The following is a 13,322-nucleotide window of genomic DNA, read 5'->3' as shown; positions in this document are numbered from 1 at the left end:
TCGGTTTGAAGATCTTCCAGTAAAATAAGATCGGCTTTTATTTTCTCCCAGGAACTGCCTAGACCGCTGACCGAGGCGAACTTGCCCATTTTTTCTGCCCAGGTTTCAACCGCTATCAAACGGCAGGAGCCAAGTATATCGCAAATTTTGAATACTTTTAAACGATGTTCGTCATTATTCCCTACAGTGACCGGAATAGGAATAATGCCGCCGAGTTGGCAAGCCCAAAACACATTAATAAAGTCCTGGCTGTCTTCAATTTGAAATACCAGCTTATCCCCGGCTTTTAGGCCCCTCTGCTGTAGGCAATATAGTATTGAAAGTGAAACGCGGTAAAGACGGTTATAGGAAATAAAGCTTTCTGAGGCTTCACCAGTTATATAATTAATTCCTTTTTTATCCTCGCCTGAAACACGTTGCAGTAATTTAGTTAAACTATTATTTATCATCACCTTATATATGCATTACTGTTGGTTAGTTGTTTTTTCATTATTTAATGTCTATGTTATTCCAGTTATTTACTTTCCCATTAATTATATGCCTTCAATTTTATGTTTTTTAATTGTATTCAATGCTCGCTGTCATCTAACTATGTCATTAGTTATGTTTAAAAAGTTTAATTATAATATTATATCATTTCCAACGACTTAAAGTCAAATATCAGCAAAATTCATATCAGACTTAAGTTATTGAAGCAGTGGGATTAAAGTAAAGACGTGGCCAAAAGTCTCTTTTTAATCATTGTGTTTTTGCACCCGAAGCCCAACTGGATAAAGCAATTAACTATCACCAATCCGTAGGTCAGAGGTTCGAATCATCACGGACGTACCGTTTTTATATATAAAAGCCGCAGTTTTCACTGCGGCTTTTGAAATGTTCCCAGACTCCAAATGATCTAGTTTAGGACTCCAGCCGGGCCAGTTTCTCGGCATACTCCACGGCCTGGGTCTGCCGGTGCAAATCGCGGTAGAGCGCTGCCGCCTGCTCGCGGTGTTCCGGGCTCCGGCCTATGGCGAACAGTGCGGCATGTATGTCGGCCGTCAGCGCTTCGTTGGAAGACTCCGGCAACAACGCTTCCAACTGGGCGGCGGCGGCACCGGGATCGGTAAAAGCGGTTAGGTCGGCGGCCAGCTTCCGGCATTTGAGCGTGCCGGCCGCGTCCCCGATCTCCGCCGCCACCGTCCGGGCTTCGTCCAGGGCCGTCTCCGCCCGCAGGGCGTCGCCAACCGCAATACTGGTCTCGGCCAGCTGGATCAAAAAATCCTTGAGAAAATAGCGGATGCCCTGCCGGCGGGCGATGGCGATCGCCTGCTCAAAGTAGCCGGCAGCCCGGCCATGATCCCGCAAGGCGGCATGGATGATCCCCAGGTGGTTCAGGCTGACGCCCCAGCCCTTTTCATCGCCGACCTCCCGGGCGATCTTGATCCGTTGCCCGGCCATTTCCTGGGCCACCGTATATTCGCCGAGCTGGGTGTGCAGCAGGGTCATGTTGCCCAGGGCGGCGGCGTGCTGGAATTTATCGCCGGCGGCCGCGGAGAACTTTGCCGCCCGTTGGAACATCCCCAAAGCCTGGCCGAATTCCCGCATCTCGCAATAGACCACCCCGATGTTGCCGATCACCACCGCCTGCTGGGACGCGCTGCCGATGCGTTCCAATATCTCCAACGCCTGCTGGTAACGGGCCAGCGAGCCGGGATGGTCACCCCGAAGGCTCTCGATGTTGGCGATGCTGTTGAGCGTGCCGGCCATACCCGTCTCATCCCCGGCCTGACGGGAAAGCTCCAAGGCCCGGAGATAATGATCCAGCGCTTCGACGCTGGCGCCCCGGCGCTGAAAGACATTGCCGGAATAGCGAAGGGCGCAGGCCAGGCCGGCCTTGTCGCCTATCCGTTCACTGATCTGGGCCGCCCGCCCGAACAGCTCCAGGGCCTCGTCGCCTCCGCCCCTCAGCGAAAGCACCCAACCCAGGTCATTCAGGCCTTGGACTGCCAGGGCTGGTTCCGCCGCAGCCCATTCCACGTTGCGGCGGTAGACCGGCTCCGTCTCCTGCCAGCGACCCATCAGCCACAGCACTTCCGCCTTGCGGCGGCAGACCTGATAAGGGCGGAGAGCGGTCCCGTCATCGATCCAAAGCAGGGATGTTTTATATCTCTTGGCTGCAGGCATGATAACAATATATTGATGGTGGCATTTTAGTACTGACCGTGGTCGGTTAAGCGTGGCAATAACTATACAATACCGGGCTCCGGAAATCAAGCCCATAGAACCGGCATAATGACCTGTTTTGGACCAGTACCTTTGATCTGCGATCTCATTGGCCCATTACAGCCCATGGCACAATAGGTCAGCATATTTTTTGGGGCCCGGCATTATTATTGACAAAACATAGGTTTAGGTGCTAAAATATAATGTTTAAGATTTCTGCTGCAAATTTGAACGATAGTTGTCATTATCTCCGTCAGGCCTTAAAACTGGCCCGCAAGGCGGCCCTTAACCACGAAGTCCCGGTGGGGGCCGTGGTTGTTTATGGTGGCAAGATCGTAGGCCGGGGCTGGAACCAGGTGGAGACAAAAAAGGACGCCTCCCGGCACGCCGAGATCATAGCCCTAAGACAGGCCGCAAAAAAGCTGGGCCGCTGGCGTCTGACCGGATGCACCGTGTACGTGACCCTGGAACCATGCGCCATGTGCGCCGGAGCCATGGTGCTGGCCCGGGTCGACCGGTTGGTCTATGCGGCATCAGATCCCAAGGCCGGAGCCTGCGGATCGGTGTTCAATATCGTCGAGGACAAGAGGCTCAATCACCGGGTAGTGGTTGATCGGGGATTGCTGGAAAAAGAGGCATCGCAAATGCTTAAAGATTTCTTTAAAAAACGCCGTCTTCAAAATACCTGATATCTGTAATCCAAACACTGTAATCTATAAGCGGAATGGAGCCACCGCCGCAGGCGGGGTCCCTCCGCCCCAAGCGGAGGTGAGCCGAGCTGGCTGCCACCGCCGCAGCCGCCGCTTATAGCGGGGCAAGCGGGGTCCCGCCCAAGGCGGGAAAGGCGCACCTTTTTATCCCTTTGATTTTTTCAGTAAATATTAACGGAGAGTTGGCCGAGCGGCTGAAGGCGCACGACTCGAAATCGTGTATCCCGTGATGAACGGGATCCGGGGTTCAAATCCCTGACTCTCCGCCATTTATATAGATGAGAACCCCGGATCAACGCAGTTGAGGGGTTCTCCGCCGGCAGTAAATATATACTGCAAAGCGGCGGCGGATGCGCCGTAGGCGCAAAATCCCTGACTCTCCGCCATTATTCCTACCTGCCGGACTGTAGTCCGCCGTAGGCGGGCGCCATACTACGTCATATAAAAGTAATGCAAGTAAGAGACTTCGTCTGGCGAGCCAGAGTTTACTGTCAACCGAATAGCAGCAATCTCTCAACATTATTTTAAATCCCGGCCGACGGCTTTTGCCATCGGCCTTTGTCATTCAAATATCCCTGCCACAAAAAGGTTCTGCCAACTTTATGTCATCACATCTTGGTGAAATTGCCGCCCTGATCACCGCCGTCTGCTGGACGGTCACCGCCCTGGCCTTTGAGCCGGCCGCCAAAAAGATCGGCTCCGTGGCGGTAAACCTTATCAAGCTGGCACTGGGAGCGCTGCTGCTGGGCTGTTTTACCCTGGTCACCCGGGGCATGTTCCTGCCGTTCGATGCCTCCGCCCATACCTGGCTGTGGCTTTCGCTGTCGGGGGTGGCCGGGTTCGTGATCGGCGACTATTGCCTGTTCAAATCCTACACCATCATCAGCGCCCGGGTGGCCATGCTGGTGATGGCCCTAGCCCCTCCCATGGCGGCGCTGATGGGCTGGCTGTGGCTGGGGGAAACCCTGACCCCGATCGATATCTGGGGCATGGCCCTGACCCTGCTGGGGATCTCCCTGGTGGTTTTAAAGAAAGATGCCGGATCCAATCAGCTGTCATTCAAGCATCCGGTGGCCGGAATTTTGCTGGCTTTGGGGGGAGCGCTGGGACAGGCCGGCGGGTTGGTGCTTTCCAAATACGGGATGCAGGGATACCATCCCTTTGCCTCGGCCCAGATCAGGGTGATCACCGGACTGGCCGGATTCGCCATCCTGTTCACCGCATTGGGCGGCTGGCGCCGCCTGCCGGGGATATTCAAGGACCGCGGACTGATGGGCCAGCTTACTCTGGGCACCACCTTCGGACCTTTCCTGGGTGTGTCTTTCTCCCTGCTGGCCGTCCAGCACACTTCCACCGGCATCGCCTCCACCATCATGGCCCTGGTGCCGGTGCTGATCATCCCGCCATCGGTGATCTTGTTCCGGCAGCGGGTCAGTTTAATGGAGATCGTCGGAGCGGTGGTGGCGGTGGCCGGGGTCTGGTTGTTGTTCTTTAAGTGATAATGTAAAGAGGCAACGTGGCATCAATTAAAACCACCCCAGTAAAAGAATGGCTGGTTTACATTCTGAAGTGCAAGGATGGAAGCTACTACACCGGCATTACCAATGATCTGGCCAAACGTTTAAAAGCCCACACTGCGGGCACCGCGTCCAAATACACCAGATCAAGACTGCCGGTAAAGGTTGTGTATCGGGAAATATTGCCAACCAAAGGCCGGGCCCTGAGCCGGGAGCTGGAAATCAAAAAACTATCCCGGGTGCAAAAAACTATTTTAATAAAAGCCTTGATACAAAAGTAAAGCCCCCCGCCTTTGGCGGGGGGCTTTTTATCACATCCAATATTATGCTACGGATATTTCGCTTTTTGGCTTTCTGTTTCTAGCCAGTTCCCAAACACCCAGCCCGATTATCCCCAACAGCACAACCAGCGCAGAGATGAGACTGATTGCCAGTCCGGTGTTGAACGGCTTGGACTGATACTTAAATTCCACTTTGTGCTTTCCGGCCGGAACCACCACCGCCCGGAAGGTGTAGTCTGCCCGGTAGGTCTTGACCGGCTGGCCGTCCAGATAGGCTTGCCAGGCCGGGTAATGGTTTTCGCTGAGCACCATTATGGCCGGGGCCAAGGCTTCAACTGAAAGTTTTATCTGGTTGGGTTGGTATTCATCAACCGTAACGCTTCCCTGCACCTGCTTGGCGGAAACAAATCCCTCCGGCTGTTCTTCCAGAATAACGGTCCGGGAGGGATCAAAGCTGGATTGTTTGATGCGTTCCAGTATCTCCGTTTCCCTGGCGATCACTTCGTAATTGCCTGCCAGCCAGGCTCTAGGCAGGGATTTTTGGTACTGGTATATCTTTACCTGCCCGCCGTAGCAGGAATCGTAAAGTGTGAAATCGGGATGGTTCAAAGGCTGCTGCAGTAATAGATATTTCACCCCCAGGATGGACATGAAATTGAGCCCGTTCATGTCCAGGATGTTGTGGAAATCAGGCTGCAGCCTTTGGGCGTTTATTCCCACAAACTCGTTGTACCGGCGCAGGGGGTTGGGATGCTCCCCCCCCACTGTTTGGAAACCGAACAGCGTCAGATAATTCCCCTGCTGGTGGACCTGCAACGGCATGATCCGATAAAGTGACCTGTCATTTTCTAATTTCTGGACCACCTCGTCCTTGGCAAAATATTCCTCTGGCCCGGCTACTATCTTAATGAATTTGGCGTCCACCCTCCACATTTCGGCAAATATCAGCAGTCCTGCCATGACCGCCCACCAGGTCAGGGGAACTTTCCGCTTTGCCAGCAGCCAGATCAGCAGAGCCCCCAGCAGCAGGATCACAAAAGCTATCCAGTATCCCTTGACCATTTCCCCGTAACCCTGCCACAAGGCCTGGGCGCCCCAGCCCCGGGCGGCAAAACCGGAAAGCATCGAGGTCATTCCGTCCTTGGCTCCGGCAAAAACAAAACCCAGGAGTAATACCGAACTCAGTCCGATCAGCAGATTGCGGAATAGTTTTTTGCCGTATTGACCATCCGTAAGCGTCTGAACACCGGCCGCCGCCAGCACCGCGACGGAAAACGAGAACAGGTTGAAGATCATGGCCGGACTGCGGAATTTTGACATCCCGGGGATCAGGTAATAAACCAGGTAATACAGCGGAGTGAATCCGCCGAAGGCCACGATCAGGGCAAATATCCCAAAAACGAGGAAGAACAATTTCAGCCTTTTCCGTTTGCTGTATATCAACCCGATCAGTGCCAGCAGCACAGGTATCACCCCTACGTATTCGGTGTGAAGTTTCAGGTCGCGGCGGCCCCAGTACCAGTGGGTGGGCCGGTCGTCGGAATCCTTGTCAATCAGGCCGGAGAACTCCGGCCAGACGATGTTTATTATCTCCTCCGGCGGCATGGAATACGAGGTGGCAAACTGGTAGCCCTTATCCTGGCCCCGGGGAGAAAATTTTAGATAGGACTGCAGGGGAAGGGCCTGAACGGCGTAAAGGGAGAAGCCTGAAACCAGTATTATGGCGCCCCTTATCAAACCAATCGGCAATGTTTTTTTAAAAGACAGGCCGTTTTTATATCTTGCATATAGCCTTGCCACAGCAAAGAAAAAACCCGCCAGCAGCAGATAATAGGTCATCTGCACATGGGGAGAAAGCAGGGCTAATCCGATGACCACGGATGAGCAAAGCGACCATAACAACCATTTCCGCCAGATGTCCTCCTCGATCGCCCGGGTTAGAAACAGCAGCAACCAGGGAAGCAGGCTGGACACAATGATTTTCCCGTCATGCCCGGCATATATCAGGCTGGCCATGGAGCTGGTGAACATATATGTGATACCGGACAGGAACGAGGCGGTTCCACCGAATTTGAGATGCCGCAGGAACAGGAAGGTGCCGATTCCGGCCAGGGTGATGTGAATAAAATAATTCCAGACAGTGAATTGCTGGGCCGGCATAAAAAGCCGCAATAACAGCGAGGTGGGATAAAATAAATCCCCGGCTACTGCGTCCACATAAGGCACTCCCCCGTAAACACTGGAATACCACATCGGGACCTGGTGCAGCCTGGTAATGACGTCGGCGGCAAACACCCGGCTCATATAGGCCCCGGTGACAAAATCGGTGCCAAAGAGCATGAATTTTGACAACAACACCCGGTTGAACACCAATAGGGCCAGAGCCAGCAGCAGGCCTGCGGCCAGCCAAGGGTTATTGAACAAATCCTTGCCGGTTATACTGGGAGTTTGCTTTGGCAGGTTTTCTTTGATATTCTGTCTCTTTTTCATTCTTAGCCTTATGCTTTATTGTTTTCTAAATGTTAACCCGATAAAAGCCACCACTACTTCGAAAACAATGAACCAGAGTCTTGCCAATATTGAAATAATGACCGCCAAGGGTACCGGGATATAGTATTTCAGTAAAAATACCAAGGCCCCTTCCCGGACCCCCAGTCCGCTCGGAGTGATCAAACTTAAAAAGCCAACCGCCCAAGCACCATTATATAGACCTATGACCCCTGGCAAATATATGATACTTATGGGATATACGGTCCTGATCAAAAGGTAAAATGCCGTTCCTTGGATAATTGCCGAGAAAAGATAAATGACCGATGCCATCCTGATTTTTGCATAATCAACTGAAAGCGCCACTTCCCTTTTTAAGAACACTTTGGCCACCCAGCGTAATAGGACGATCACCATAGGGGAGAACAACAATGCCATCAGCAACCCTGTCGGTATGGTCAACAGCCAAACCCATGAAGGAATACCTTTCAGCAGTAAGAATGGAATGCAAATGATAGCCGCTAAAAGAGAACCCAGTAAAAGTACCATCATTTCAATTACCATGGCGGTTCCGCTTATCTTTTCCGGTATCCCCTCAGCTTTGCACAGGATCATCCGGCCTCCTACCGCCCAAACATGTCCGGGTATGTATTTTGCTAAAAACGACCCGGTGATCACCCACCATGATTTCGTAAAGCTCATCTTGGTGCCAAGGCCTTTTAAAATTATCTGCCAGGCTTTTATGGAACAACAGAACGTGGCAAACAGGCCAAGGTAGGAGACAATTAACCAGATATAGTTGATATGCAAACTGGCAAAGGGTATGTCCTTCCAACCCCGGTAAAGCTGGTTAGCCATAAAATATGTGATGACTATGATGACAAAAGTCGCTATTATATTTTTTATTGCGGGTCTGATTTTTGAATTAGTCGTTCCCTTACTCGCCATTGTTGCCTCTTCCTATTAAATATGCTTTCACTTTGTTTAGATTAAATTAAGATCCATCAAGTGTTGTTGCCAAAAATTTTCTGATAGGTTTTCAGCGTTTCTTCCGCAGACTTCTGCCAAGTAAATAGCCGGGCTTGTTTCAACCCCTCGGACGTCATTTTTTGGGACAAACCCTGGTCCGACAGGACCGAAAGGATCTTTTCCTTCCATAAAATGTCATTCAGGGGATCGATCATTATCCCGGCCCCTCCCACCACTTCGGGAATGGATGAATTATCGGAGGCGATCACCGGACAGCCGCAGGCCATGGCCTCCAATGCCGGCAGGCCGAACCCTTCGTACAGCGAGGGAAATACTAAGACATCGGCGGCGGCATAATAATGCGGCAAATGTTCCTTGGCCACTGATTCCCTGACCAGGACCCTGGAGGAAAGATTTTCCCGGGCGATGAATTCCTGATCCCCTTTCCCAGCCGGGCCTACTTTGACCAGTCTTGCCTGGCAATTTTCCCGGGAAATCTGGCTGAAAGCCCTGAGTACCGTTATGAAATTCTTCCGGGGAGCGGAGGTGCCCACCTGCAAAATTATCTTTTCGTTCAGGGGCAGTCCCAGCAGTTCCCGGCTGGCAGTTTTGCTGTAGGGCTTATATTCCGAAGTAACTCCCAGCAAGACCGGAGTGATCTTTTGGGGGTCCATTTTGTATATCCTTACCAGGTCGTTCTTGGTGGCCTGGGAGATGGATATCACATGGTCGGCTTTCTTTATCCCCGAGTAAAGGAAGGTCCTCCAGCATTTCTCCAGCAGGGACGAGGGCATGAAAAGGGGGATCAGATCCAGGCAGGTGACTATTCTTTTATTTCCGGCCCTTAGGAACGACAGGTTCTGGCTGAGGACGTGGACATTCTTTTGATGCCGGTAAGACCGGCTGCACTGCCGCCAAAAGAGCGGCTTGGGGCACTTGATCCCGACATTTATTGTGGACTCCAGCCCCCTGGCCCCGTAGAACTCGCAACTGCCTTTTTGGCTGTTATAATAGGCCATTTTCACCGGCGTCAGGTCTTTGAGGTTCCGGTAAAGGTTCCAGGCATAGACCCCGGTCCCGCTGTGTTCCGGCTGGTCATTGATTATCTCGATGCAATCGGAATCGTTCATGGCTGCACCCTCAGATTCTGTTAATCAAAAAATGGGCGGTTTCTGGCCGCCCATCAAGAGATCTTAAGTTTTAAAACTCAACCGAGATATCCGCCCTCAGGGGATTACCCAGCCCTCCCATCGGAGCGTAAGCCACATCCAGCCTGTATTTCCGGACGTAAATTCCCAGTCCGCAGGACAGCCCGGTAAAGTCGTCCAGGTCGGAGCCGGTCTTGATATCCCTCATGGCGCCGTTGTAGCCCAGCCGCAGGGCCAAAGCATCCTTGGCGAAGTATTCCAGCCCCAGCTGGGCTTTGACCCCGGCATCCACGGCTTTGGAGGCCGCCAGGGCAATTGTCAGCCGGTTCATGACCGGCCGGTAAGCCAGCCCGCCCCGGAAGGTCAGGGGAAGTTTTTCCTTTTCGGTGACGAAGGCCTTGGCGGCCACGCCCAGGTTCAGCACCGAAAACCCGGCGGTCAGGCTGCTGCCGTAATTGCGGGAACCCCTGGCCTTGAACAGTACCCTGGCCGCCTGATCCATGTCGATCTCATACAACGCCCCCAGGTCCACGGCCACCGCGGAGGCCGAGTATTCCTGCACCTTGTCGTAGACCCCCTTCAGGGCGGCTCCGGCAAACAGCTGTGAGGTTATTATCCGGCCGTATCCCAGCGACAGTGCCAGGGTATTGTAGCTGAAGGTGTTTCCGGTGCCGGTGGGCAGGTCTAGTGTGGTCTCTTTGATGGAGCCGCTGTTGAGGTAGGAGATCCCGGCGCTGTAAGTGCTCCATTGGTCCCGGGGCTGGACGTAGCTGATGCTGCCGGTCTGGATGTCGGCGGCATAATTGGTGTAGCCGGCCGAACCCTGGCGGCTTTTGATCAGCGACAGGCCGGCCGGATTGTAGGACAGGCCGGCCAGGTCGTCGGAAGCCCCAACCAGGGCTTCGCCCATGGACACTGCCCGGGCCTTTAGGGGCAGGCGCAAAAACGAGAAGCCGCAATCCTGGGCCGAAGCAAATGCTGCCGTCAGTGACATTACCGCCAGGAACAGGAGGGTCTTCTTCATGGTTTTACTCCTTAATATCAGATCTTTTATTGGCCGACAGGAACAGCACGTTGCACCAGCGGTTGTTGGAATCCACCATCCGGCTGTCGTCAAAGTTGAACGAGGGGCGGGAGAGCACCGCCGAGAAATCCTCCCGGTGTTCCCACAGCCAGTCCTGGATCTCTTCCTCGTCCAGCGAATTCAGGAAATATATGAACTCTTCAATGGTAAAGCCGCTCTGACCCCGCTCCTCCAGCCAGTCCTCCACATCGGGACTGCTGACGCTGGCCAGCAGTTCAAAGATGTCATCCCAGCACTTTTGGGGCACTATCTTGTTCTTGATGTAGCTTTTAAAATAAGTCATTGACCTCTTCCGTAAATGTTTGTTAGCTCCCCTTGCCCGGACCGAGGCGGACCAAGGCCGCCGGCAAAGGGGGTTAAAAAGATAATACTGTAATTTTTACTGTTTGTCAACAGTTTTAAGACAAAATTATGCCGCCCGCCGCTTCACCCGCCATTGACAGCCAGATCCGGGACCCTCAGCTTTTTGACCTCCCGGACGATCATCACTGCGGTTATGACCGCGGAGATTAGGTCGGCCGCCGGGCCGGAGATCCATATCCCGTCTATCCCTAATACCGGGGGCAGGATCAGGATCAGGGGGATCAGCACTATCACCTGCCGGAGCAGGTTGAGGAACAGGGAGGTCCGGGCCTGGCCGATGGCCTGAAAGAAATTTCCGCTGACCACCTGAAAACCCACCACCGGGAACATGGCCAGCAAAACCCTCATTCCCCGGGTTCCCAGTTCCATCAATTGCCGGTCGTCCCGGTTGAACAGCCCGATGATGGCCTGGGGAAATATCTCCACCGCCAGGAATCCGGCCGTGGTGATTATGGTGGCCGCGATGATGGATATCTTCAGGGTCCTTTTTACCCGGGAATACCGGCCGGCCCCGTAATTATAGCCGATGATCGGCTGGGCCGCCATGTTGAGGGCGATGACGCAGAAGACCACCATCATGGCCACGCTGTTGATTATGCCCATGGCCCCCACCGCCAGGTCGCCGCCGTACCTGATCAGCTGGATGTTGAACAGGGTGCTGATGACGCTGCCGGCCAGCTGCATGGCGAAGGGCGCCATCCCTATGGACAGGATCCCCAGCACTATGCCCTGCTGCAGTTTAAAATTGGCCGGCCTCAGGCGCAGGGCGCTTTTGCTCCCGGTGAAGTGCATCAGCACCCAGAAGCTGGTGGCGGCCATGGAGATCACCGTGGCGATGGCCGCCCCGCTGACCCCCATCTTGAAGACGAAGATGAACAGCGGATCCAGCACTATGTTCATGACCGCCCCCAGGATCATGGTGTACATGGCTATTTTGGCGTTGCCCTCGGCCCGGATGATCCCGTTCATCCCGAATCCGATCCCCTGGAAAATATTCCCCCACAGGATGACGGTGATATACTGCCGGGCATAGCCGATGGTGTCGGGGCCGGCCCCGAACAGCGCCAGTATCCGGTCCCGGGCCAGCAGGCCGAAAACAGTGACGGCCAGCGAGATCAGCAGCAGCAGGATGAAGGCATTGCCCAGGATCCTTTCGGCCTCGCCCTTGTTCTGCTGGCCCAAGCGTATGGAAACCAGCGAGGACGCTCCCATTCCCACCAGCATCCCGAAGGCCATGGCGATGATCATGATGGGAAAGGTGACGCTTAAGCCGGAAAGGGCCAGAGCCCCCACTCCCCGGCCGATGTAGATCCGGTCGACTATGTTATAGATGGTATTGGCCATCACCCCGATGATGGCCGGCACGAAATATTTCCAGAGCAGTTTCCCCACCGGGGTCTGCCCCAGTTCCTGAGAACGGTCCAAATCCGTATCCTTCTGCCAAAACAACAATGGGTGCGTTTCCGCACCCATTGGATCAGCGGTATGCGAGGTGAATCATCTGCTTGTTCATCTGCCCGGACCGGCTTTAGTGCCGGGTGACGGTGTTCAGTCCCTTTTTCAGTTTGTGGCGGGGATGGGTGCTGACCGAGTTGATGGCGTTGACGATGGCCACCAGCACCTGGGTCTTGAACTGGTCATGGGCCATGTTGACCATGGTATGGATGTGCCCCCCCTCGCTGACCACGTACTGCGACGGCAGCTGGTTCAGGGCCAGGGCCATCACGTCCAGTTGGCAGACCCGGCAGCTGCAGATCCCGGGCCGGGACAGCATCACCCGGGCCAGTTCCTCCTTGACTATCCGCTCCATGTAATTGGTCAGTTTGGGCATGATCCCTCCATATATCCGGTGGGTTTAGTTTTCATGAGACACTGGCCGAGGTTTAAACCGCTTTTCATTACAGGCCCATCAAATTATCTCAGACACACATCCCAAAAGCTTTTCTATCCGCAGATTTCACAGATTTACTCAGATTTTTCTATGCCGGTTAATATTTTTTGGTGCAAAAAGGTCGTTTTAATCTGCGTTAATCTGTGGATAAAGGTTCCTGGGTAGATTAGATAATCATTTTTCATTATTCCTTGGGCAGAATGGAAGCCGCCATCTGGCTGGCGTTGAAATTTATCCGTTCAAAGTCGCTCAGCAGATCCAGGTGAATGGTGCTGGTCTCCCGGGATTCCTTCAAACCCTTTTGCAGCCGGTCCAGGTGCTTTTTGTAAAACTCCCTTTCCATCAGGTAGACCTGCTCCTTGCGCTCCTGTGCCCGGCGGGCCAGCCCGGCATCGTTGGCGGCAAAGGCCCCGATGGCCAGGTCCAGGGTGATCATGGTCTGGCGGTGGATCTCCCGCAGGTCGTTCAGGCCCTCTTGGGAAAAGGCCAGCTGTCCGTCGATCTTTTTCCGGACATGGCCCATGATGTTCTTGCTGATCACGTCCCCGATGTGTTCCAGGTCGTTGACCACATATAAGAGTTTTATCCCCCTGTCCGACTGGTCTCCCGAAAGCTCCTGCTGGGCGATCTTGGCCACATAAGGCGTGATGGCCTCCTCCAGCAGGTC

At 53.8% G+C, this 13,322-nt stretch carries 13 protein-coding genes and 1 tRNA gene; 4 read left to right on the top strand and 10 right to left on the bottom strand.

The annotated features are described in order from the left end of the window. Together Q7U71_11325 and Q7U71_11320 are read right to left on the bottom strand one after the other, a co-directional pair. A partial coding sequence (locus tag Q7U71_11325) for a hypothetical protein (protein MDO9392345.1) occupies positions 1 to 452 on the bottom strand: 452 nt, incomplete at its 3' end. A 448-nt stretch (positions 453 to 900) separates the two neighbouring features. Next, positions 901 to 2,166, bottom strand: coding sequence for a tetratricopeptide repeat protein (locus Q7U71_11320; protein MDO9392344.1), 1,266 nt, complete (start codon positions 2,164 to 2,166; stop codon positions 901 to 903). A 242-nt stretch (positions 2,167 to 2,408) separates the two neighbouring features. On the opposite strand from Q7U71_11320, the gene tadA reads away from it, so the two are divergent. The 4 genes from tadA (at position 2,409) to Q7U71_11300 (ending at position 4,713) form a co-directional block, all read left to right on the top strand. Beyond that, positions 2,409 to 2,894, top strand: coding sequence for a tRNA adenosine(34) deaminase TadA (gene tadA / locus Q7U71_11315; protein ID MDO9392343.1), 486 nt, complete (start codon positions 2,409 to 2,411; stop codon positions 2,892 to 2,894). 197 nt (positions 2,895 to 3,091) lie between these two features. Continuing rightward, positions 3,092 to 3,184, top strand: a tRNA-Ser gene (locus Q7U71_11310). A 333-nt stretch (positions 3,185 to 3,517) separates the two neighbouring features. Next, entirely contained in the window at positions 3,518 to 4,414 is an 897-nt protein-coding gene (locus Q7U71_11305) for a DMT family transporter (GenBank protein MDO9392342.1), read from the top strand. Between the two features lie 17 nt (positions 4,415 to 4,431). Beyond that, positions 4,432 to 4,713, top strand: a complete 282-nt coding sequence (locus Q7U71_11300; GenBank protein ID MDO9392341.1) for a GIY-YIG nuclease family protein — start codon at positions 4,432 to 4,434, stop codon at positions 4,711 to 4,713. A 42-nt stretch (positions 4,714 to 4,755) separates the two neighbouring features. On the opposite strand, the gene Q7U71_11295 is transcribed toward Q7U71_11300, so the two are convergent. From Q7U71_11295 to Q7U71_11260, 8 genes are all read right to left on the bottom strand, one after another. Then, entirely contained in the window at positions 4,756 to 7,203 is a 2,448-nt protein-coding gene (locus Q7U71_11295) for a YfhO family protein (protein ID MDO9392340.1), read from the bottom strand. 15 nt (positions 7,204 to 7,218) lie between these two features. Further along, positions 7,219 to 8,148, bottom strand: a complete 930-nt coding sequence (locus Q7U71_11290) for a lysylphosphatidylglycerol synthase domain-containing protein (GenBank protein ID MDO9392339.1) — start codon at positions 8,146 to 8,148, stop codon at positions 7,219 to 7,221. Positions 8,149 to 8,204: 56 nt separating this feature from the next. Beyond that, positions 8,205 to 9,299 carry a glycosyltransferase family 1 protein gene (locus Q7U71_11285; protein MDO9392338.1) on the bottom strand — a complete coding sequence of 365 codons (1,095 nt, stop codon included), beginning with the start codon at positions 9,297 to 9,299 and terminating at the stop codon, positions 8,205 to 8,207. A gap of 70 nt (positions 9,300 to 9,369) precedes the next feature. Then, a complete protein-coding gene (locus Q7U71_11280; protein MDO9392337.1) occupies positions 9,370 to 10,341 on the bottom strand; it encodes a PorV/PorQ family protein in 972 nt (323 codons plus the stop codon). Positions 10,342 to 10,345: 4 nt separating this feature from the next. After that, complete coding sequence (locus Q7U71_11275; protein MDO9392336.1) at positions 10,346 to 10,684, bottom strand: hypothetical protein; 339 nt, start codon at positions 10,682 to 10,684, stop codon at positions 10,346 to 10,348. Positions 10,685 to 10,827: 143 nt separating this feature from the next. Then, entirely contained in the window at positions 10,828 to 12,189 is a 1,362-nt protein-coding gene (locus Q7U71_11270) for an MATE family efflux transporter (protein MDO9392335.1), read from the bottom strand. A gap of 103 nt (positions 12,190 to 12,292) precedes the next feature. Then, positions 12,293 to 12,595: a late competence development ComFB family protein gene (locus Q7U71_11265; GenBank protein MDO9392334.1), complete on the bottom strand. Its 303-nt coding sequence runs from the start codon at positions 12,593 to 12,595 to the stop codon at positions 12,293 to 12,295. Between the two features lie 244 nt (positions 12,596 to 12,839). Beyond that, positions 12,840 to 13,322, bottom strand: a 483-nt coding sequence (locus tag Q7U71_11260) for a PhoU domain-containing protein (protein ID MDO9392333.1), incomplete at its 5' end; no start/stop codon positions are given.

The organism is bacterium (assembly GCA_030655055.1).
Classification (GTDB): Bacteria; Edwardsbacteria; AC1; order AC1; family EtOH8; genus UBA5202.
Note: the sequence above shows the minus strand (reverse complement) of the source record. Positions and strands in the feature narration are given on the sequence as shown.